At 46.4% G+C, this 21765-nt stretch carries 18 protein-coding genes; 10 read left to right on the top strand and 8 right to left on the bottom strand.

Annotated elements, in window-relative coordinates:
* From gyrB to R7E47_RS23255, 3 genes are all read left to right on the top strand, one after another.
* The coding region (gene gyrB, locus R7E47_RS23265) for a DNA topoisomerase (ATP-hydrolyzing) subunit B (RefSeq protein ID WP_318085081.1) at positions 1-2250 on the top strand (2250 nt) is incomplete at its 5' end.
* A 343-nt stretch (positions 2251-2593) separates the two neighbouring features.
* The gene (locus R7E47_RS23260; RefSeq protein ID WP_017821918.1) at positions 2594-3010 is read left to right on the top strand and encodes a GreA/GreB family elongation factor; all 417 of its coding nucleotides are present in this window, start codon (positions 2594-2596) and stop codon (positions 3008-3010) included.
* Positions 3011-3543: 533 nt separating this feature from the next.
* Entirely contained in the window at positions 3544-3981 is a 438-nt protein-coding gene (locus tag R7E47_RS23255) for an Hsp20 family protein (RefSeq protein WP_005378857.1), read from the top strand.
* Positions 3982-4107: 126 nt separating this feature from the next.
* Here the strand turns inward: R7E47_RS23255 and R7E47_RS23250 are convergent, their stop codons facing one another.
* From R7E47_RS23250 to glyQ, 4 genes are all read right to left on the bottom strand, one after another.
* The gene (locus tag R7E47_RS23250) at positions 4108-5361 is read right to left on the bottom strand and encodes a valine--pyruvate transaminase (RefSeq protein ID WP_042523899.1); all 1254 of its coding nucleotides are present in this window, start codon (positions 5359-5361) and stop codon (positions 4108-4110) included.
* Positions 5362-5590: 229 nt separating this feature from the next.
* Positions 5591-7675 (bottom strand): alpha-amylase, encoded by a 2085-nt coding sequence (locus R7E47_RS23245; RefSeq protein ID WP_213869227.1) that lies wholly within the window; start codon positions 7673-7675, stop codon positions 5591-5593.
* Between the two features lie 217 nt (positions 7676-7892).
* On the bottom strand, positions 7893-9959 hold the full coding sequence (gene glyS / locus R7E47_RS23240) for a glycine--tRNA ligase subunit beta (protein WP_318085080.1): 2067 nt from the start codon (positions 9957-9959) through the stop codon (positions 7893-7895).
* A 13-nt stretch (positions 9960-9972) separates the two neighbouring features.
* Positions 9973-10890: a glycine--tRNA ligase subunit alpha gene (gene glyQ / locus R7E47_RS23235; protein ID WP_318085079.1), complete on the bottom strand. Its 918-nt coding sequence runs from the start codon at positions 10888-10890 to the stop codon at positions 9973-9975.
* Between the two features lie 484 nt (positions 10891-11374).
* Between glyQ and R7E47_RS23230 the strand changes: the two genes are divergently transcribed.
* Entirely contained in the window at positions 11375-11929 is a 555-nt protein-coding gene (locus tag R7E47_RS23230; RefSeq protein WP_005378877.1) for a TMEM165/GDT1 family protein, read from the top strand.
* 160 nt (positions 11930-12089) lie between these two features.
* Positions 12090-12350, top strand: a complete 261-nt coding sequence (locus R7E47_RS23225) for a hypothetical protein (protein WP_005378878.1) — start codon at positions 12090-12092, stop codon at positions 12348-12350.
* Positions 12351-12394: 44 nt separating this feature from the next.
* Here the strand turns inward: R7E47_RS23225 and tusA are convergent, their stop codons facing one another.
* Positions 12395-12643 carry a sulfurtransferase TusA gene (gene tusA / locus R7E47_RS23220; protein WP_005378879.1) on the bottom strand — a complete coding sequence of 83 codons (249 nt, stop codon included), beginning with the start codon at positions 12641-12643 and terminating at the stop codon, positions 12395-12397.
* 133 nt (positions 12644-12776) lie between these two features.
* Between tusA and R7E47_RS23215 the strand changes: the two genes are divergently transcribed.
* Both R7E47_RS23215 and R7E47_RS23210 read left to right on the top strand, forming a co-directional pair.
* A complete protein-coding gene (locus R7E47_RS23215; RefSeq protein ID WP_005378880.1) occupies positions 12777-12959 on the top strand; it encodes a hypothetical protein in 183 nt (60 codons plus the stop codon).
* A gap of 168 nt (positions 12960-13127) precedes the next feature.
* Positions 13128-14072, top strand: a complete 945-nt coding sequence (locus tag R7E47_RS23210; protein WP_318085078.1) for a LysR family transcriptional regulator — start codon at positions 13128-13130, stop codon at positions 14070-14072.
* A 52-nt stretch (positions 14073-14124) separates the two neighbouring features.
* Here the strand turns inward: R7E47_RS23210 and R7E47_RS23205 are convergent, their stop codons facing one another.
* From R7E47_RS23205 to fadB, 3 genes are all read right to left on the bottom strand, one after another.
* Complete coding sequence (locus tag R7E47_RS23205) at positions 14125-15105, bottom strand: MDR family oxidoreductase (protein ID WP_005378882.1); 981 nt, start codon at positions 15103-15105, stop codon at positions 14125-14127.
* A 252-nt stretch (positions 15106-15357) separates the two neighbouring features.
* A complete protein-coding gene (gene fadA / locus R7E47_RS23200) occupies positions 15358-16533 on the bottom strand; it encodes an acetyl-CoA C-acyltransferase FadA (RefSeq protein WP_017635587.1) in 1176 nt (391 codons plus the stop codon).
* A gap of 14 nt (positions 16534-16547) precedes the next feature.
* Positions 16548-18719: a fatty acid oxidation complex subunit alpha FadB gene (gene fadB, locus R7E47_RS23195; RefSeq protein WP_017635586.1), complete on the bottom strand. Its 2172-nt coding sequence runs from the start codon at positions 18717-18719 to the stop codon at positions 16548-16550.
* A gap of 261 nt (positions 18720-18980) precedes the next feature.
* Here fadB and R7E47_RS23190 point away from each other — a divergent pair, with 261 nt between their 5' ends.
* Genes R7E47_RS23190 through hemG form a run of 3 tightly spaced genes read left to right on the top strand, consistent with a single transcriptional unit; the run spans position 18981 to position 21645 of the window.
* A complete protein-coding gene (locus R7E47_RS23190; protein WP_005378891.1) occupies positions 18981-19604 on the top strand; it encodes a YigZ family protein in 624 nt (207 codons plus the stop codon).
* 46 nt (positions 19605-19650) lie between these two features.
* Positions 19651-21108 carry a TrkH family potassium uptake protein gene (locus R7E47_RS23185; protein WP_005378893.1) on the top strand — a complete coding sequence of 486 codons (1458 nt, stop codon included), beginning with the start codon at positions 19651-19653 and terminating at the stop codon, positions 21106-21108.
* Positions 21109-21117: 9 nt separating this feature from the next.
* Entirely contained in the window at positions 21118-21645 is a 528-nt protein-coding gene (gene hemG / locus R7E47_RS23180) for a menaquinone-dependent protoporphyrinogen IX dehydrogenase (protein ID WP_054577148.1), read from the top strand.
* Positions 21646-21765: the final 120 nt, after the last annotated feature.

Genomic DNA, 21765 nt, shown 5'->3' with positions numbered 1-21765 from the left:
AAAGACATCGTTGTGACAATTCATGAGGATAACTCGGTTTCCGTTAGCGATGATGGTCGTGGCATTCCAACAGAAATCCACTCAGAGGAAAATGTCTCTGCAGCAGAAGTAATCATGACGGTTCTTCACGCGGGTGGTAAGTTCGACGATAACTCATACAAAGTATCGGGTGGTCTTCACGGGGTAGGTGTTTCAGTAGTAAACGCACTATCAGAGAAAGTTGAGCTAACGATTCATCGTGGTGGCCATATCCATACGCAAACCTACCGCCATGGTGAGCCTCAAGCGCCACTAGCCGTTGTGGGTGATACGGATAAAACCGGTACACAAATTCGTTTCTGGCCAAGTGCCGAGACGTTCTCTAACACAGAGTTCCACTATGACATTCTGGCGAAACGCCTGCGTGAACTGTCATTCCTGAACTCTGGTGTGTCGATCAAATTGGTTGATGAACGTGAAGCAGACAAACATGATCACTTCATGTATGAAGGTGGTATTCAAGCGTTCGTTGATCACCTAAACACCAACAAAACGCCAATCATCGAAAAAATCTTCCACTTTAACTCTGAGCGTGAAGACGGCATTTCAGTTGAAGTGGCGATGCAATGGAACGATGGTTTCCAAGAGAACATCTTCTGCTTTACCAACAATATCCCACAGCGTGATGGTGGTACTCACCTTGCTGGTTTCCGTGCTGCGCTAACACGTACATTGAACAGCTTTATGGATAAAGAAGGTTTCTCGAAGAAAGCGAAAACAGCGACTTCAGGCGACGATGCGCGTGAAGGTCTAACTGCGGTTGTTTCGGTGAAAGTGCCTGATCCTAAGTTCTCAAGCCAAACAAAAGACAAACTAGTTTCTTCTGAAGTGAAATCAGCTGTTGAGTCTGCAATGGGTGAAAAACTGTCTGAGTTCCTGATTGAGAACCCGACAGAAGCGAAGATGGTTTGTTCGAAAATCATCGATGCAGCACGTGCTCGTGAAGCAGCGCGTAAAGCTCGTGAAATGACGCGCCGTAAAGGTGCACTAGACCTAGCTGGCCTTCCAGGTAAACTTGCAGACTGTCAGGAAAAAGATCCGGCACTCTCTGAACTATACATAGTGGAGGGTGATTCGGCAGGCGGCTCCGCAAAACAAGGCCGTAACCGTAAGAACCAAGCGATCCTACCGCTAAAAGGTAAGATTCTTAACGTAGAAAAAGCACGTTTCGACAAGATGCTATCTTCTCAAGAAGTAGCAACACTGATCACCGCACTAGGTTGTGGTATCGGTCGTGACGAGTACAACCCGGACAAGCTTCGTTACCACAACATCATCATCATGACCGATGCCGATGTCGATGGTTCGCACATCCGTACGCTACTGTTGACCTTCTTCTACCGTCAAATGCCAGAGCTTATCGAGCGTGGCTATGTGTACATCGCTCAGCCACCACTATACAAAGTGAAAAAAGGCAAACAAGAGCAGTACATCAAAGATGAAGAAGCGATGAACCAATACCAAGTATCATTGGCTCTGGACAATGCATCGCTACACGTAAACGCAGAAGCACCAGCATTGGCTGGTGAAGCACTAGAGAAGCTTGTTCAACAGTACAATGCGGGTATTAAACTGGCGGAACGTATGAGCCGTCGTTACCCAAGTGCTTTGGTAAACGAGTTGATTTACACTCCTCGCCTAACGCCAGAGCAATGCCATGACGCATCAGTTGTGGAAGCGTGGACGAAGCAGCTTATTGAGCAGCTGAATGCGAAAGAAGTGGGTGCAAGCCAGTACAGCTACGAAGTTGAGCAGCACGAAGAGCTAGGCTTAAACTTGCCTAAGATTGTGGTTCGTACTCACGGCGTGACGCACGAACATGCAATTAGCATCGACTTCCTAAACTCGAAAGAGTACGGCAAGTTGGCTGATCTATCAGAAGCACTTGATGGACTTCTGGAAGAAGGCGCGTACATCAAACGTGGTGAGCGTACTATGCCAGTGGCAAACTTTGCAGAAGCGCTTGACTGGTTAGTGAAAGAGTCAATGCGTGGCTTAAGCCGTCAGCGCTACAAAGGTCTAGGTGAGATGAACCCAGACCAACTTTGGGAAACCACCATGGACCCAGAAACTCGTCGTATGATGCAGGTAACGATTGAAGATGCGGTAGGTGCAGATCAACTGTTCACTACGCTAATGGGTGACCAAGTAGAACCTCGTCGTAACTTCATCGAAGAGAACGCACTGAAAGTAGCGAACCTAGACGTATAACGACACTGTTCGTGATAGTAAAAAGCAGCGAGAAATCGCTGCTTTTTTTGTTGTACCACCAGCTAAAATCGCCACTTTCTGCTAAAGCGGATGTTTTTCTGGTACTAACTGCCAACAACCCGATCAAGCCTGCCATTTTATTTCTGTTTTCTTTTTTTCTCGCCATTTTGTTCGCTTGAGCGTTTTTGCTTTCTTTTTTCTGCTCGCTATAGTGCTGAAGAGCTGATGAATAAGGAGACTAAGAAAATGGTGATGACTTTCCTGAACTAAGCCGGAAGTGATGCACTTCCGGTTCAATGCACTGAATTTATTTGTAAGACAAGGCATTAAGAAGGAAATAATCATGTTTGAACGCTGGTTCTCAGCGTACTGCTTGGCGCTGCGAACTTGGTGGTTAACCAGTCGCTTTTTAACCTATCAATCACCACTAAGGTTGTTATCGCTATTTGAAACCTGCGAGCAACAAGCCCATTGCCGTAACCGAACTCGTATTGCGGTTGGGGACACGGTTCGCTTAGTGGATGTTGAACGCGCCTATCAATATCGCATGACATTGGTCAGCTCGCGCAAGGGGCAACCCATGACAGGTATGCTCGCGGTCGATTCTTATTTGGGGTCTCGACTATTAGGTCGAGCTAAAAATGATGCGCTCGAAGTGGAAATTTTTAATCAGCGACGCTGCTTTGTGATTACTGAAATTGTTCATCAATCGCAACCACCAGCTCAGAAAATGCTGTGTGGTTGTCTGTTGTGCCAATAAATAGAGGTGAAGTCATGAGTAAGAAAGAAAAGAAACAACCGCAGTTGAGTCTAAAAGAAAAGCGCAAACTAAAGCAGGAAAAGGCGGCAGAAAAGGGCGTTGTAAAAGCGCGTAAATCCTCCCGCAAGTAAAGTGTAGATTGAGCCCTCCAGAACGGCGGGCTTTTTATCACTGATCGCGAAGTGATGAGGAACTAAGCTGTTCAAGGGGATAGTGGATGCTTTAAAAATTTTTTATTTTTTCCCTTGAAAGTCATTTTTGACGACCTTATATCTAGTTATGAAGAGGGTGACTGGCTTGCTAGAGACTAGAAGACCAGCCCTCTGAAATCGCTAAAACGAGATCGCTCAGAAGAGGATATGGCGTTTTAGCACACAACTTAAACCTTTAGATTCAATATCATGTCTCCGAGCCAAACCAAGGCCAGTGGAATGATAAGAATCTCTTAGTTCGGCGTTGGTTTTTGCATAAACACGCCAGTAGGATTGAACTCATCTGAACTAAGACTATTGCTTAATTAAGAGGATAGATTTATGCGTAATGTAGATTTCTCACCACTATACCGTAATGCAATTGGCTTTGATCGTCTGCTAAACCTGATGGAAGCGAATACAGCGAAAAATACTTCTGGCGGTTACCCTCCATACAACATTGAGCAAAAAGACGAGCACAACTACCGTATTACTATGGCCGTTGCTGGCTTTGCTGAAGAACAGCTCGATCTGACTCAAAACGAAAACATGTTGATTGTGAAGGGCGAACGTAAAGCAGAAGAAGGCAAAAACTACGTTTACCAAGGTATTGCAGAACGTGATTTTGAACGTAAATTCCAGCTAGCGGATTACGTAAAAGTCGTGGGTGCATCAATGGAAAACGGTCTGCTTCATATCGATTTAGTTCGTGAAATCCCTGAAGCCATGCAACCACGTAAGATTGCTATCGGTGGCAACAACCTGATTGAGAACAACTAATCAGTTAACCACCCGGTTATAGAATGAGAAAGAGCGCCATATGGGCGCTCTTTTTAGTTTGGGGTTTTCAAATCCGCTATTTTAAAGCTGTAATTTCAAAGAGAAGAACGGCTGAGTTCAATCCGTCTATTTACCTTCGCGGTAAGCCTTTTCCACTTCTTCAGCGATAATCGCAATGCCTTTTTGCATCATCTCATCATCTTGAACGTAGTTCATACGCAGGCATTGGTGCGCGTGATCCCACTCGTCTTGCTGACCAATAAAGAAATATTCACCAGGGACAATCAATACGCCACGCGCTTTCAAGCGTTGGTACAGTTCCATTGTTGTGATTGGCAGTTCATCAAACCATAACCACAAGAAGATAGCGCCTTCCGGCTTGTGGATGCGGAATCGCTCATCGGTAACTGCTTGTTGGAGCAGTTCAACCGCTCGTTGTGATTTTTGCTTGTAGAACGGCTTAATCACCTCTGAACTCAGTTTAAGCAGATCACCTTTGCCAATTATATGGTTTGCCAGCGCTGGACCAACACTGCCCGGCGCTAGGCTGATGATGCCGTTCATATTGGTTAATGCTTGCGTGATTTCTTCACTCGCAATCACAATGCCACAACGCACGCCCGGTAAACCAAGCTTAGATAGGCTCATGCATAGGATGGTGTTTTCATTCCAGAACGGTTCGACATCTTCAAAGATGATGTTCGGGAAAGGTAGACCGTAGGCGTTATCGATGATCAGCGGGATGTTGTTCTCACGTGCTAGCTTGTCCAGCTTACGTACTTCTTCGTCTGTCAGTACATTACCCGTTGGGTTGGTTGGACGAGATGCACAGATTGCCGCAACAGAGTCGTCGACGGTTAGCTGCTCAAAATCGACGTGGTATTTAAACAGACCGTTATCTAACAGCTCGATTTCTGGGTGGTAAGAGATAAAGATATCTTCATCAATGCCAGCATCACCATAACCGATGTATTCAGGCGCGATAGGCAGTAGCACTTTCTTGTGCGAACCGTCTGGCTGTTTACCTGCCAACAAGTTGAACAAGTAGAAAAAGCCACTTTGGCTACCGTTAGTTAGGCTGATGTTTTTTTCGGAAATATCCCAGCCGTAAGTTTCACGGAATAACTGAGCTAGCGCTTTGACGAACGCGTCTTTACCCTGCGGGCCATCGTAGTTGGCGAGGGCGGCGACGAGCTCCCCACTGGCGAGCATTTCCTCACTGGCTTGGTGAAAGTAATCGAGCATGGCAGGAATGGCGGCAGGATTACCTCCACCGAGCATGATGGCACCTGGTGTGCGCAGACCATCATTCAAATCGTCCATTAACTGCGTAATACCTGAATACTGATTAAATTTTTCACCAAACTTTGAGAACTGCATGCTGACTTATACCTAATTCATTGTGATTGCTTTGTGTATGTTTATGCCGATGTTTTATCGGCTTATCGAGTAATCCTTGACCTTACCTCAATGTGTAATTAACGCAAAGTGTGAATTAAGCCGAAAAAGAAAAAAGTGCGTCATCAGACCAGAGGGACGAGACTAAATGGCAAAAAGAACAATAAAAAAGGGAAGCTTATGCTTCCCTTGCTGGTGGAGAGAGTGTGATTTACTCACCGGTGTAAACAATCAGTACCTTGTCGTCTTGGTATTGGCGTTCGAACGCGTAGTAACCTTCTTGATTGCGAGTGATGTGCTTACCTTGAGCAACCGCTGGGTGGCGTTTACGGAATTCACCCAATTTTTGCCAATGTTGCAGCAGATCTTCACGCTCGCCATGAATCTTATCCCATGGCATATCTGAGCGTGTGCCTTGGTGGGCGTCTGAACCAGTAATGCCAAAATCACGAGCTATCTCATCACCGTAATAGATCTGTACTGCACCCGGAGCCAGCATCAGAGCATTTGCCGCACGTGCTTGGTCATCAAAGCTGCGGCTGCGAGCTGACCAAAACAGTTGTGTATCGTGTGAAGACAGGTAGCTCAACACATTGAACTCAGGATCGGTATTGATGCGCTCTGCATAGCGGCGGTAATCATTATCAAGTTGAGCGAAACACTTCAGCGCTTTTGGTGCCACATCAGATTGGAACTCGAAGTTGATGATGGAATCGAAGCCGTTATCGAAATACGGGCTCTTCACTACGCTGTGTGCCCACACTTCACCTGTCATCCAGAAAGGTAGGTCATCCAAGGCTTTGTCCGGGTTGTTTTGTTTCCATTGAGCAAGCGCTTGGGTGGTGCTGGCTTTCAACTCTGCCCACGCTTCCATTTCAACGTGTTTAGCGGTGTCGACACGGAAGCCGTCAATGCCATAGTCGCGCACCCAATCGGATAACCAGGTAATCATGTGTTCACGTGGGGTTTGCAGCTCATCTTGCGCATTGGTGTCTTTATTGCGGAAGAAGTTTGGTAATCCGGTTTTCTGAGTTGATTCGGTTTTGAGATCCGGTAGGTAGTTCAAAGACATGGTGATGTCGTTGTAGCCCGGAGCATCGTAGTCGCCAATATCGGTGCGGATCCAATCTTTGCCCCACCATTTATCCCACGCTTCGCTATCACCGTATTTGATGTAGTCGTTGAAGCTGTGCCAGCTTTGTCCTGATTTTGGCTGCCAGTCGGTCCATTTTTCACCAAGGACTTCTTTGGCTTCTTGGTCATCAAGGTAAAGCTGACCAAATCCGAATTCCTGCATGTCTGCTAATGTCGCATAACCTGTGTGGTTCATGACCACATCCCAAATCACGCGGATACCTTTCTTATGGGCAGTATCGACGAAGGTTCTGAGTTCATCTTCGGTACCCATGTTGGCATCAAGCTTGGTCCAATCTTGGTGATAGTAGCCGTGGTAGCCGTAGTGCTTAAAGTCGCCTTTATCGCCGCCGCCAACCCAGCCGTGGATTTGTTCCAGTGGTGAGGTTATCCAGATAGCATTGACACCAAGTGATTCGATGTAATCGAGTTTTTTCGTTAGACCCGATAAGTCACCACCGTGGAAGGTACCAATCTCATATTTTCCGTCTTTGTTGCGACCGTAGCTGTTGTCGTTGTCTGGGTTGCCATTGTAGAAGCGGTCGGTCATGACGAAGTACACCGTCGCATTGTCCCAACTGAACGGTTTGTCGGCTTGCTGTTCAACTTCTTCTAGCAGCAATAGACCTTGGCTCATAGGACCCGGTTGCATGGTGACGCTGCCATTGGCGACAGTGGTTTCTTGTCCGGTTAAGGCATCACGAACGACAGTGCCATCATTAAAGGTTTGGGCAACGTTGATGGTTTTTGGCGTGTCAGTTGCGACAGGGCAAGAGTAGGTGATGTCCTGACTCTGTTTTGGTTTGATTTTTACCGTTAGCTCGTTGGTGGTTGGGTTGAGCGTAAATTGATAGGTATTGGCTTTGAAGATGCGCAGCGGCATTTGTGCATCAGTGGCGCAGTTATCCATTTTTAATGGACGATTGAATTTGATGCGATCTTCTTCTGCTAGGGCAAAGCTACTGCCACAGCTTTGCTTGCTGTCAGCAATGGTAAAGCTATAACTGCCTTTTTCGAGTTTTTGCTCGGCGACAAGTAAGCCCTGTGAGTTTTCCTCAAAAACAGCGGTGTCATCACCAACGCTTAATACGATGGCATTTTCTGGAATCTGGCTGCAGGCGCTCAGTAGACCGATAGAGAGTGCGAGAATTGTTTTTTTCATTGTGTCCTTCCCCCGAATAAACAGTCCAGTTATAGCAAAACTGTGCCTCTACAATCCGAGCTCTACACCAACAAGTTAAACGCGTCTCACCCTACAAATTTTAGTCTTGTTCACAAAATGAATAATAAGCATCACCTTCATCGGTTTGAAGGCAACAAAAAAGGGAAGCATCTGCTTCCCTTTTACTTATTTCTTAATCACTTCGAAGAGCAATGAATTACTTTTGAAGCAAAGAAATATCTGCGATCTGTAGGAACAGGTTACGCAGGTTGTTCAGAAGTGTCAGACGGTTCTTCTTAAGTGCTTCGTCGTCTGCCATTACCATTACGTTATCGAAAAACGCATCAACTGGTTCACGTAGGTCAGCTAGCTTGCTTAGGGCTTCTTGGTAGTTACCAGTAGCAAATGCTGGCTCTAGCGCTTCTGTCATTACTTCAACGCTTTCTGCTAGTGCTTTCTCTGCGTCTTCTTGTAGAAGTGCTAGGTCGATGTCTGCTGCTAGTTCGCCGTCGAATTTCGCTAGGATGTTACCTACACGTTTGTTCGCTGCTGCTAGAGACTCTGCCGCTTCTAGCTCACGGAAGTGAGAAACCGCTTTAACTCGTTGGTCGAAGTCTGCTGGTTTTGTAGGACGACGCGCTAGAACCGCTTGAATGATGTCTACGCTGAAGCCTTCGTCTTGGTACCAAGCACGGAAACGACCAAGCATGAACTCGATAACGTCTTGCTCAACGTTGTCGTTGGTTAGGCGATCGCCAAACAGTGACTTCGCTTTCGCTACTAGGTCAACAAGATCTAGGTTGTAGCCGTATTCAACGATGATACGTAGTACACCTAGAGATGCGCGGCGTAGTGCGAATGGGTCGCTGCCTTTAGGCGCTTGACCAATACCGAAGATACCTACGATAGTGTCTAGCTTGTCTGCCATTGCAACTGCAGTTGAAACGCCGTTTGATGGCAGTTCATCACCTGCGAAACGAGGCATGTATTGCTCGTTCAGTGCGACTGCAACTGCTTCTGCTTCACCGTCGTGGCGAGCATAGTGCATACCCATAACACCTTGAGTATCCGTGAATTCGAATACCATTGAGGTCATTAGGTCACATTTTGCTAGTAGACCAGCACGCTTTGATTTCTCAACGTCAGCACCGATTTGCTCAGCAATGTAGCCAGCAAGTTCTGTGATGCGGTCTGTTTTGTCTTTGATCGTCCCCAGTTGCTTTTGGAAGATCGCTTGCTCTAGTTCAGGCAGACGGTCGATAAGCGGACGCTTACGGTCTGTGTTGAAGAAGAACTCTGCGTCAGCAAGACGAGGACGAACCACTTTCTCGTTACCTTCGATTACGTAACGAGGCTCTTTTGATTCGATGTTCGATACGAAGATGAAGTTAGGTAGTAGCTTCTTGTTTTCGTCGTAAACAGGGAAGTATTTTTGGTCACCTTTCATGGTGTAAACCAATGCTTCAGAAGGTACTTTTAGGAACTCTTCTTCAAACTTCGCTGTTAGTACCACTGGCCATTCAACCAGAGACGTTACTTCTTCTACTAAGTCATCTTCTAGGTCAGCGATACCGCCAACTGCTGCTGCCGCTTTTTGTGCGTCAGCTAGGATGATTGCTTTACGCGCTTCGTAATCTGCCATTACTTTACCGCGCTCTTCTAGGATCGCAGGGTATTGCTCAGCAGAATCGATAGTAAACTCTTGCTCACCCATGAAGCGGTGACCACGGATAGTGCGGTCTGAAGCAACACCAAGGATCTCGCCTTCGATTAGGTCGCTGCCCATTAGCATGGTTAGCGTCTTAACTGGACGGATAAATTGAGTCGTTTTGTTACCCCAGCGCATTGGTTTTGCGATAGGTAGGTTTGCTAGTGCTTTCGCTGCAAGTTCAACGACGATCTCAGACGTTGGCTGACCTTTCACTTCTTGTTTGAACAGTAGCCATTCACCTTTGTCTGTAACCATGCGCTCTGCTTGGTCAACCGTGATGCCACAACCGCGTGCCCAGCCTTGAGCCGCTTTTGTTGGGTTGCCTTCTGCGTCAAATGCTGCAGAAACCGCAGGACCACGTTTTTCAACAACTTTGTCAGACTGGCTGTCTGCTAGTGCAGCGACTTTAAGTGCAAGACGACGAGGCGCCGCGAACCATTTCACGCCTTCGTGAGCAAGCTCAGCGCCTTTTAGTTCTGCTTCGAAGTTTGCTGCGAATGCTTCAGCTAGAGTGCGAAGTTGCGTTGGTGGTAGCTCTTCTGTACCTAGCTCGATTAGAAATTCTTTTGCCATGTTACTCTACCCCTTACGCTTGTTCTTTCTTACACATTGGGAAGCCAAGAGCTTCACGCGATGCGTAGTATGCTTCTGCAACTGCTTTCGTCAGGTTGCGGATGCGTAGGATGTAACGTTGGCGTTCAGTTACTGAGATCGCTTTACGCGCGTCTAGTAGGTTGAATGCGTGACCAGCTTTTAGAATGCGCTCGTAAGCAGGTAGTGGCAGTGGCTTTTCAAGCTCAAGCAGCTCTTTACACTCTTTCTCACACTGTTCGAAGAAACTAAATAGGAAATCAACGTCTGCGTGCTCGAAGTTGTAAGTTGATTGCTCTACTTCGTTTTGGTGGAAGATGTCACCGTAAGTCACTTTGCTGCCGTCTGGCGCGATGTTCCAAACTAGGTCGTAAACAGAGTCTACTTCTTGGATGTACATCGCTAGACGTTCGATACCGTAAGTGATCTCACCAGTTACTGGCTTACACTCAAGACCACCAACTTGCTGGAAGTAAGTAAACTGAGTCACTTCCATGCCGTTTAGCCAAACTTCCCAGCCCAGACCCCATGCGCCTAGTGTTGGGTTTTCCCAGTTGTCTTCTACGAAACGGATGTCGTGTACAAGAGGGTCAATACCAAGAACTTCAAGGGAGCCAAGGTACAACTCTTGAATATTGTCAGGCGATGGTTTTAGCGCTACTTGGAATTGGTAGTAGTGCTGAAGACGGTTAGGGTTTTCACCGTAACGGCCATCAGTAGGACGACGTGAAGGTTGTACGTAAGCTGTCGACATTGGCTCTGGGCCAAGCGCTCGTAGACAGGTCATTGGGTGAGAGGTACCCGCACCCACTTCCATATCTAGCGGTTGAACAATGGTACAACCATTTTGAGCCCAATAATCCTGCAGCGCGAGGATCATTCCCTGGAAGGTTTTGATATCGTATTTTTGCATAAGTCAGGTTCGCGCGATTCTCTTGTTACTCGTTAATTCGTCATCTATGCCGAGTTTTTCAACTCTAACAACGGCGATAAAGAGTAATTACGGTTGAATAAATTAACAATCTAGTATAACCAGATATTGAGCATGGGAGTAGAGCTAATCTTGATTAATTCGTGGGCGATTTTCTCCTTTAATGAATTTTTACCGCGTTATCTGCTGTATTTTTCCTAAAAGGGAGTTTTTGCCTGCTTTGGCTCTTGAGAAGCGCAACAAAGGTGGCTAGAATTGCGCCTGTCTTTGGGGAGTAGCTTACCTGATGAAGTTTCTGTTTCATCTGGTTCGTCCGTCAACATAATTGGTGCAAAATCACCATGGCGTTCGAGACTTGAAGCCTTTCAAGTTTAGCAAGACCTTAGACAAATCATCACGAACCGGGGTAGGGGCGTGAGGTTTGTCTTCGGTTAAAAATAATAATCCCTGCCCCAATGAGCATGTCGTGAGCGTTTTAGCTATTTCAATTACTACTGTAGCGTTAGCAGAAATTGGCGATAAGACCCAATTGCTATCTCTATTACTCGCAAGTCGTTACCGAAAACCAATCCCAATTATTGCAGCAATCTTTTTGGCAACTATTGCCAACCACGCTTTGGCTGCATGGTTAGGTGTGGTTGTCGCAGACTATCTATCACCTGAGATTTTAAAGTGGGTGCTGGTGGTCAGTTTTGTCGCGATGGCGGCTTGGGTTCTGATCCCGGACAAACTGGATGATGACGAACAGATTTCTAATCGAGGCCCATTTATTGCCAGCTTTATCGCGTTCTTCGTTGCGGAGATAGGCGATAAAACTCAGATCGCCACTTCCATCTTAGGGGCGCAATACGCGGATGCGTTAAGTTTGGTGATTATCGGTACCACAATCGGTATGCTGCTGGCGAATGTTCCTGTGGTCCTGATTGGTAAATTGTCGGCCGACAAGATGCCTTTAGGGCTGATCCGTAAAATCACCGCATTTTTGTTTATTGCTCTGGCAATAGGGGCTGCACTGTTCTGATTTTTTGCACGTGAAATGATGTGAGTTATCAATCATTAGTGGCGTGCTGCGCGAGTTCAAACTCTGACTCTAAATCGTTCCGTTGCGTGACGGATGACATATAAGTGTCATACTTGTCATGGTAGTTTAATGGTGTGAATGATAGCGAGAGGGCAAGTTTATGCTTACACGTTACATGGGGATGTCCCCGAAGAGTCAGAGTTATTTATTCACTTTTGGTTTAGCGCTGTGTTTACTAGCGATGGTGCTAACTGATATGTGGTTACCGATTGTAGCAGGATCGTTCGTTCTTACTGGATTGACAGTAGAAGCGTGGATTCGTGTCGCTCACATCATTCCTATGCATGAAGAGATGCGGGCAATGAAGAAACAACTTAACAAGCTCCAATCAGAAGTTCGCACACTCGAATACGATGAATAAACAAACGGCAGCCAATATTGGCTGCCGTTTTTAGTTCGACCAGATTATTCCAATCCTTTCTTGATCAGGTACTGATACGGAACTTGCTCCGTTTGTGCCGCAACTAATTGGTGGTCCATAAAGCGGCAGAAACTCGGAATGTCTCGAGTTGTGGATGGATCGTCTGCTTTGACCAGCAAAATCTCACCATCTTGCATGTTGCGAATTGTCTTCCTGACCATCATCACTGGCTCTGGGCAGCGCAGTCCTTCCGCCTCTAATGTCTTGTTTGCCAGTTCAGGATTAAAGCTCATAGTGTGATTCTCGTAACTAACTGAGCGTTGAATTTTACTTTCGTTGAAAAAATATTCAATAACCACTTGGCAAACCGAATTTTTTGTTTTACCTTAAATTAACAATTTGGTAACAACTGGCAAGGGAGAGGCAATGTTAACAGCGTTAGACAGACTTACGATTTACTCAGTGCTGTGTTTTATCTCGTTTTGTGCATTGGTACTCAGGACGCCAGCTGACACCTCTTTGACGCCTCTAGTAGGCATGGTTGCCACTATTATTGGGATTTGGATCGAGATGCGCAGATGGTCTGGCGCATCTGAGCAAGAAAATTAGCGCTTCTTGCTTGGATCAGAATGCTTTTAATAACGCTCACCTATTTTTTACCGACACTTCATTCCGACACTATCCCCATTTTTCTTGGGCTTCCCCGCTGAAAGGCGGGATTTTTTTTGCCTAAAGAGTACAATTTACCCAAACACATACAAAATAAGTGGCTAATTCGTGGAACTGGAAGACATCTATCGCCGAGATTTAAATTTACTGGTTGCGTTGCGAGTACTGATAGAAGAAAACAGTGTCAGTAAGGCGGCAACACGTCTGAACTTGAGTCAATCGGCAATGAGTCGTGTGCTTGGTCGTCTACGTGACTTGTTGGGAGACCCGCTGTTTACTCGTCAGGGACAGCATTTGATCCCAACTCAGAAAGCGTTAGAGATCGATCGCTCATTGGGCGAGCCATTAGAGTCTTTACGTCAGTTGTTATCTCCGGTTGAGTTTGACCCATTGCAATGCATACAGACTTTCAACATCGTGACCACCGACTATGCCATGCAAACGATCTTACCGTTCGCTTTGCCGAGAATTTACCAAGAAGCGCCAAACGTGTCTTTCAACTTCTTACCACTGCAACACGACCGTTTATCAGATCAGCTCACTTATGAAGGTGCAGACTTAGCGATTTGTCGCCCGACAGGCCCAGTGGAGCCTCTACGCAGTGAAGTGTTGGGGCGAGTGGGGGTGCTGTGTATGCTTTCAAAACAGCATCCATTAGCGGATAAAGAAATGAGCTTGGATGATTATCTGAGTCATCCACATGCCATGATCGCCATCAGTGATGGTGTTAAGGCACTGATCGAACAAGCTTTGATGGAGAAACCTAAGCGTAAAATGGTTCTGCGGGCTTATCATTTAGAAGCCGCATTGGCGATCATGGATACCTTGCCAATTATCATCACAGTGCCAGCGGACTTGGCGTATCTGGTTGCCGAGCGTTATGACTTGGTGGTGAAACCGTTACCATTCCAATTCACGCCGTTTGAATACTCGATGATTTGGCATGCGCGTTGCGAGCATTCTCCCGCTCAAGAATGGTTAAGAACGATTGTGCGTGAAGAGTGTAGCCGTCTGATAGCTAAACGTATCGAAGATATGGGACTGAACTGCTAACAAAAAAGAGCCAGCAATGCCGGCTCTTCGTCTGTTTACACTGAGTCAGTGTTTATAGCTTGATAACCACACGACCCGTTACTTGACCGTTGGTGATGTCTTCTGCATATTTCGGTGCTTCAGCAAGAGCAACTTCAGTACACGCTTGCTCGAAGTAGCTGTCTGGTAGTAGCTCGACCAGCTTTTCCCATGCAGCGATACGTTTCTCTGTTGGGCACATTACTGAGTCCACACCTTGTAGGCGAACATTACGTAGGATGAACGGCATCACTGTGGTTGGTAGATCAAAACCACCTGCAAGACCACAAGCTGCAACTGCACTGTTGTAATCCATTTGCGCCAATACTTTAGCCAGTACTTTGCTGCCTACAGTATCAACCGCACCTGCCCATACTTGCTTTTCAAGTGGACGTGCTGGTTCTTCAAATTCAGTACGGTCGATGATGCGGCTAGCACCTAGTTTTTCAAGTAGCGGGCCATTTTTTTCTACACGACCTGTCACTGCAGCAACTTTGTAGCCAAGCTGTGCTAGAAGCGTTACTGCGACTGAGCCTACACCGCCACTTGCGCCAGTTACTAGGATTTCGCCATTTTCAGGTTTGATGCCTGCATCAAGCAGTGCTTGAACACATAGCATGCCTGTGAAACCAGCAGTACCAACCATCATTGCTTTCTTGCTATCTAGACCTTTTGGTAGTGGTACTAGCCAATCTGCTTTTAGACGAGCACGCTGAGACATACCACCCCAGTGGTTTTCACCCACGCCCCAGCCAGTAAGGACAACTTTGTCACCAGCTTGGTAGCGGTCGTCTTCTGAGCTTACTACCGTACCTGCTAGGTCAATACCTGGCACCATCGGGAAGTTACGGATGATTTTACCTTTACCTGTGATCGCAAGACCGTCTTTGTAGTTTAACGATGAGTAATCAACGTCAATCAGAACGTCGCCTTCAGGCAGTTGTGTTTCATCAATTTGCTCGATGTTAGCGATAGTACGTTTGTCTTCTTGATTTAGAACTAGAGCATTAAACATAAGGTTCTCCGATTGTGCGGTAGCATGACTCTGGGTCACATGCAGCAAGATATCAACTGGTCTAAGTGTATGTCTTCTTTGTCTATGAATAAAATGAAACTTGAGCATTTAATGTATGCTCTTCATGCATATTTGATGTAAAACAAAAAGGGCGACATCAATTGTCGCCCTTAAGTGTAATACTAAAAATTTTATTATTAGTTCATTTGCTTATGATTGTTGGCTCGATCACTACAACAACGTCTTGAACTGTTATGGTCGTTCAAATACTGTCGCAATGCCCTGACCCAAACCGATACACATGGTGGCCAGACCGTATTTCGCGTCTTTCGCTTCCATTAGGTTGATCAACGTTGTTGAGATACGTGAACCAGAACAGCCTAGTGGATGACCCAATGCTATCGCACCACCGTTAAGGTTGACCTTCTCATCCATAACATCAAGCAGGCCTAAGTCTTTAGCACACGGCAGAGACTGCGCGGCAAATGCTTCGTTTAGCTCAACCACATCCATGTCTTCAATTGAAAGACCGGCACGCTTGAGCGCTTTTTTCGTCGCAGGTACAGGACCGTAACCCATAATAGAAGGATCGCAGCCCGCAATGGCCATGCCTTTAATACGTGCACGAATCTTCAAACCAAGCTCATTAGCTTTCTCTTCACTCATGATCAACATCGCTGATGCACCATCGGACAGCGCCGATGAAGTACCGGCTGTTACTGTACCGTTTGCAGGGTCGAACACTGGGCGAAGTTGAGATAGACCTTCAACGGATGTTTCAGGGCGAATCACTTCGTCGTAATCCAGAGTGAACAGTGTGCCGTCTGGTGCGTGGCCTTCAATTGGTAGAATTTCGTTTTTAAAACGACCTTCTACGGTTGCTGCGTGCGCACGAGCGTGTGAGCGAGCGGCAAACTCGTCTTGTTGCTCACGGCTAATGCCATGTAATTTACCCAGCATTTCAGCCGTTAAGCCCATCATGCCCGCAGCTTTTGCTACGTTCTTTGACATACCTGGGTGAAAGTCTACACCGTGGTTCATTGGCACATGCCCCATGTGCTCAACACCACCAATTAGGCAGATTTCAGCATCGCCAGTCATGATGGCACGTGTACCGTCGTGAAGCGCTTGCATTGATGAACCACACAAGCGGTTCACCGTCACGGCGCCAATTTCAATCGGCAGGCCCGCGAGTAGCGCGGCATTACGTGCAACGTTAAAGCCTTGCTCTAGTGTTTGCTGTACACAGCCCCAGTAGATGTCTTCAATCTCGCTTGGGTTCACTTGTGGGTTACGCGCAAGAATGCCTTTCATTAGGCGCGCAGATAGATCTTCTGCTCGTGTATGACGGAAAGCACCACCTTTAGAGCGACCCATTGGAGTACGTAGACAATCGACTACGACAACATTTCTTGTTTGATTAGTCATTTTAGAATCCCTCCTTAGATAGAACCTTGCTGTTGTGCACCGTAAAAGCTTTCACCTTTCGCCGCCATATCAATCAGCATTTGCGGTACTTGGTACATCGCACCTAGCTCGGCGTGTTGTTTTGCCATTTCAACGTATTCAGCAATACCCACGCTGTCTAGATAGCGGAATACGCCACCGCGGAATGGAGGGAAACCAAGACCATAAACCAATGCCATATCTGCTTCCTGCGGAGTCGCGATGATGCCTTCTTGTAGGCACAGCACCACTTCGTTAATCATTGGAATCATCATACGTTGAATGATGGTCTGATCGTCAAAGTCCTGCTTATCGGCACAAACGTCAGCAAGTACCGGTAAGATCGCTTCGGAGAAGGTTTTCTTCGGCTTACCTTTTTTATCTATGGTGTAGCTGTAGAAGCCATTACCATTTTTCTGACCATATTTGTCTGCTTCGAACAGTGCATCAATCGCATCACGACCTTGTTTACCCATACGCTCAGGGAAACCGTCAGCCATCACAGCTTGTGCGTGGTGCGCGGTATCAATGCCGACTACGTCAAGCAAGTACGCCGGTCCCATCGGCCAGCCAAATTTACGCTCCATGACTTTGTCGATTTTCGTAAAGTCAGCACCATCACGAAGTAGCATGCTGAAGCCGCCAAAGTATGGGAACAATACGCGGTTAACGAAGAACCCTGGGCAGTCATTAACGACAATTGGTGATTTGCCCATTTTCGCAGCATACGCCACAACACGATTGATGGTTTCATCAGAGGTATGCTCACCACGGATGATCTCAACAAGAGGCATACGATGCACTGGGTTGAAGAAGTGCATACCACAGAAGTTTTCTGGGCGTTTTAGTGATTTTGCCAATAGGTTGATAGGAATCGTCGAGGTGTTTGAGGTGATAACGGTGTCGTCACCGACATGGGATTCAACTTCACTTAAAACTGCTGCTTTTACTTTCGGGTTTTCAACGACAGCTTCAACAATCACATCAGAGTTTTCAATACCTGCGTAATGTAGGCTCGGTGTGATTGACGCTAAAATACCCGCCATCTTAAAGCCATCAATGCGACCGCGAGATAAGCGTTTATTCAGCAGCTTAGATGCTTCAGTCATGCCTAGGTCGAGCGACGCTTGCGCGATGTCTTTCATTATGACAGGCACACCTTTTAGCGCTGATTGGTAAGCAATGCCGCCACCCATGATACCTGCACCTAACACGGCTGCACGTTGCGTGTCTTTACTTGCTGACTTCGCTGCTTTTTTCGCAATGCCTTTGATGTATTGATCATTAAGGAATAGGCCAACGAGTGATTTTGCTTCTTCCGATTTAGCCAATTTCACGAAGTGCTTACGTTCAATGTCTAACGCTTCATTACGTGCAAAGCGAGCACCTTCTTCAATCGTGATAACGGCTGTCATTGGGGCAGGGTAGTGAGGGCCTGCTTTTTGTGCCACCAGACCCTTCGCCATGGTGAAGCTCATCATTGATTCAAGCTTACTCAGCGTTAGCGGAGATGTTTTCTGTGCTCGGCGTGCTTGCCAGTCAAGTTTCTCGTTAATTGCAGAGTTAAGAGTTTGTAGTGCTGATTCGTATAAAGCATCAGTCTCTACAACTGCATCGAGTAAGCCAATTTTCAATGCTTCATCCGCACGGCATGCTTTACCTTGGGTGATGATTTCCATTGCGCTGTCTGCGCCAATAACGCGAGGTAAGCGTACACAACCACCAAAGCCAGGCATGATTCCCAGTTTCGTTTCTGGTAGGCCGATGCTGGTGGTTTTGTCACCAATACGCATGTCTGTTGCTAGCACACATTCACAACCGCCACCAAGAGCGTGGCCTTTGATCACTGAGATGGTCGGAACGGGTAAGTCTTCTAATTTGTTAAAGATGCTATTAGCAAATTGCAGCCATTGGTCGAGCTCGGCATCCGTTTTAGCAAACAGACCTAAAAACTCGGTAATGTCTGCGCCTACAATGAATGCGTCTTTATCTGAAGTGAGCAACAACCCCTTGAGGCCTTGATGGGCAATGAGCGCATCAAGAGCTTTATCTAGCGATTCTAATGTCGCTAGGTCGAGTTTGTTGACGGATTTTGGAGAGCAGAAGCTTAGCTCTGCAATACCATCTTGTATTTCCTTTACCTGTAGGGTTTCGGCTTGGTAAATCATTGTCTATCTCCATGACATACAATCGTGGATTGTCTGTATACCTATTTCAACGACGCCGTGTACCTCGGCAAATAGGTATCGAGGAAGTCGTTTTATTTTTGTTCTGGTTTGACCAGTAAAGTTAGTTTGGATCGTGGATTGTCTAATTTCAATACATTTTTTAAACAAGTGTTTAACATTGTGCGCTGTGGCAGATCTTATGCGACGGGTAAATCACACTCGTGATAGACTTCAGGCAAATAGACATGAATCCATAATCCTATGAATGACAAGCCTTATCTGATCCCAGCAGAGCCCGCTCAATTTGAAGAAGAAATTAAAAAGAGCGTCTTCATTACTTATTTGGCACACACGCCAAGTATCGAAGCTGCAAAAGCATTTGTTGATCAAATCAAAGCTAAACACGCTGATGCCAGACATAACTGTTGGGGCTTTGTTGCTGGTCGCCCGGAAGATTCAATGAAATGGGGCTTTAGTGATGATGGGGAGCCGTCCGGAACAGCAGGCAAACCAATCCTGGCGCAGCTGTCTGGATCTGGGGTGGGGGAGATCACGGCTGTGGTCACGCGATACTCTGGTGGAATCAAGTTAGGTACAGGCGGCTTGGTTAAAGCGTATGGGGGTGGGGTTCAACAAGCGCTCAAGCTGCTTCAAACTATTGAGAAAAAAATAACCACAAAGCTCAGACTAACGTTAGACTATGGGTTTATGCCGATCGCACAGTCAATCATGCCGCAATTTGGTGCAATAGAAGTCGAGGCTGAATACAGCGATCAGGTGGTATTAGTGGTGGAAATTGAGCTTCGAGAAGTGAGCGCGTTTACCCAAGCAATCATCAATAAAAGCGGGGCAAAGGCAATTGTCACTCCGCTAGACGGACAATAATGAAAAACAGGAAGCAACAGGGACAGCTTCGCTAGTCAATTTATCCATGCAATTTCGTTCAATTATTCGAATCGTCGGGCTACTGCTCGCACTCTTTAGTGTCACTATGCTTGCGCCAGCACTCGTTGCGCTGATCTATCGAGATGGTGCTGGTGTGCCTTTTGTCACGACATTTTTTGTTCTGCTGTTTTGTGGGGCCGTTTGTTGGTACCCAAACCGCAGGTATAAGCACGAGCTTAAAGCTCGAGATGGCTTTCTTATTGTCGTCTTATTCTGGACAGTACTTGGCAGTGCAGGCTCGATCCCCTTTCTCATTGCTGACAACCCGAACGTCTCAGTGACAGATGCGTTTTTTGAATCGTTTTCTGCTCTCACGACGACCGGGGCGACCGTTATTGTTGGTTTGGATGAGTTACCTAAAGCGATTCTATTCTATCGACAGTTACTGCAGTGGTTCGGCGGTATGGGAATCATCGTATTAGCGGTGGCGATTTTGCCAGTACTTGGCATTGGTGGTATGCAGCTTTACCGCGCCGAGATCCCAGGTCCAGTCAAGGACACTAAAGTGACGCCGCGCATAGCAGAAACTGCTAAGGCGCTTTGGTACATCTATTTGAGCCTGACTATCGCCTGTGCTTCGGCTTTTTGGTTAGCTGGTATGACGCCATTTGACGCCATCAGTCACAGCTTTTCAACCATTGCCATTGGTGGCTTCTCTACCCACGATGCCAGCATCGGATACTTTGATAGTTACGCGATTAATCTTATTACCGTGGTTTTTCTGCTTATATCTGCATGTAACTACACACTGCACTTTGCTGCATTTGCATCAGGTGGCGTACATCCCAAGTATTACTGGAAAGATCCTGAGTTTCGTGCCTTCTTGTTCATTCAAGTGCTGCTATTTATCATTTGCTTTCTATTATTACTGAAACATCACTCTTACACATCGACATACGATGCTTTCGATCAGGCTCTGTTCCAAACCGTATCAATATCCACAACAGCGGGCTTTACGACAACAGGTTTTGCGGATTGGCCGCTCTTCTTACCTGTGCTGTTATTGTTCTCTTCCTTTATAGGTGGTTGTGCTGGTTCAACAGGCGGCGGCATGAAAGTGATCCGTATCCTGCTTCTTACCTTGCAAGGTGCGCGTGAACTAAAACGTTTAGTCCATCCACGCGCGGTTTACACCATCAAAGTAGGTGGCAGTGCCCTACCGCAACGTGTTGTCGATGCAGTTTGGGGTTTCTTCTCCGCATACGCATTGGTATTTGTGGTTTGTATGTTGGGGTTGATTGCAACAGGAATGGATGAGCTCAGTGCGTTCTCGGCGGTGGCTGCGACTCTGAACAACCTCGGTCCTGGCTTGGGAGAAGTAGCGCTGCACTTTGGTGATGTTAACGACAAAGCAAAATGGGTATTGATAGTTTCTATGCTGTTTGGTCGTTTGGAAATCTTTACCTTACTTATTCTACTTACGCCGACGTTTTGGCGTAGCTAAGGGGAAATCGTGGCAAAAGCATTATTTCTATACTCTTCCCGCGAAGGGCAGACTAAAAAAATTCTCCACTATATAGATGAACAACTTCCAGACTTCGATTGTGAGCTGGTGGATTTACATAATGTCGAGACGATTGACTTCAGCCAATACGACAGAGTATTGATAGGCGCCTCTATTCGCTATGGCCATCTTAATAAAAAGCTATACCAGTTTATTGAGCGAAACCTCAATCAATTGGAGCAAAATAAAGTGGCATTTTTCTGCGTAAACCTAACCGCTCGTAAAGAGGACCAAGGAAAGGATACACCTGAAGGTAGTGCCTACATTCACAAGTTCCTAATTAAGTCGCCTTGGAAACCAACGCTAATAGGTGTTTTTGCTGGTGCACTTTATTACCCACGTTACAGCTGGTTCGACAGAACTATGATTAGGTTCATTATGTCGATGACGGGTGGCGAAACTGATACGACCAAAGAGGTGGAGTACACCAATTGGGAAAAAGTGGCTCTTTTCGCAGATAAATTCAGAGAACTGTAGAAATAACGTGCTCTTTTGACCGCTTTTGATGCAAATTTATCCGAACGATAAAAAAATCAAAAAAAACGAGAAAAAGGGCTTGCCAATGTGATCGCAATCTCTATAATGCCACCTCGCTGA

Source organism: Vibrio sp. Vb1026 (assembly GCF_033338745.1).
In the GTDB taxonomy this organism is placed as follows: domain Bacteria; phylum Pseudomonadota; class Gammaproteobacteria; order Enterobacterales; family Vibrionaceae; genus Vibrio; species Vibrio alginolyticus.
Note: the sequence above shows the minus strand (reverse complement) of the source record. Positions and strands in the feature narration are given on the sequence as shown.

Coding starts and splice junctions, on each gene's coding strand:
- R7E47_RS23255 (WP_005378857.1), top strand. CDS start 3,544: ATGCGTAATGTAGATTTCTCACCACTATACCGTAATGCAATTGGCTTT.
- glyS (WP_318085080.1), bottom strand. CDS start 9,959: ATGGCAAAAGAATTTCTAATCGAGCTAGGTACAGAAGAGCTACCACCA.
- tusA (WP_005378879.1), bottom strand. CDS start 12,643: ATGAGCTTTAATCCTGAACTGGCAAACAAGACATTAGAGGCGGAAGGA.
- R7E47_RS23260 (WP_017821918.1), top strand. CDS start 2,594: ATGTTTGAACGCTGGTTCTCAGCGTACTGCTTGGCGCTGCGAACTTGG.
- R7E47_RS23250 (WP_042523899.1), bottom strand. CDS start 5,361: ATGCAGTTCTCAAAGTTTGGTGAAAAATTTAATCAGTATTCAGGTATT.
- fadB (WP_017635586.1), bottom strand. CDS start 18,719: ATGATTTACCAAGCCGAAACCCTACAGGTAAAGGAAATACAAGATGGT.
- R7E47_RS23225 (WP_005378878.1), top strand. CDS start 12,090: ATGCTTACACGTTACATGGGGATGTCCCCGAAGAGTCAGAGTTATTTA.
- R7E47_RS23190 (WP_005378891.1), top strand. CDS start 18,981: ATGAATGACAAGCCTTATCTGATCCCAGCAGAGCCCGCTCAATTTGAA.
- glyQ (WP_318085079.1), bottom strand. CDS start 10,890: ATGCAAAAATACGATATCAAAACCTTCCAGGGAATGATCCTCGCGCTG.
- R7E47_RS23215 (WP_005378880.1), top strand. CDS start 12,777: ATGTTAACAGCGTTAGACAGACTTACGATTTACTCAGTGCTGTGTTTT.
- R7E47_RS23185 (WP_005378893.1), top strand. CDS start 19,651: ATGCAATTTCGTTCAATTATTCGAATCGTCGGGCTACTGCTCGCACTC.
- fadA (WP_017635587.1), bottom strand. CDS start 16,533: ATGACTAATCAAACAAGAAATGTTGTCGTAGTCGATTGTCTACGTACT.
- R7E47_RS23245 (WP_213869227.1), bottom strand. CDS start 7,675: ATGAAAAAAACAATTCTCGCACTCTCTATCGGTCTACTGAGCGCCTGC.
- R7E47_RS23205 (WP_005378882.1), bottom strand. CDS start 15,105: ATGTTTAATGCTCTAGTTCTAAATCAAGAAGACAAACGTACTATCGCT.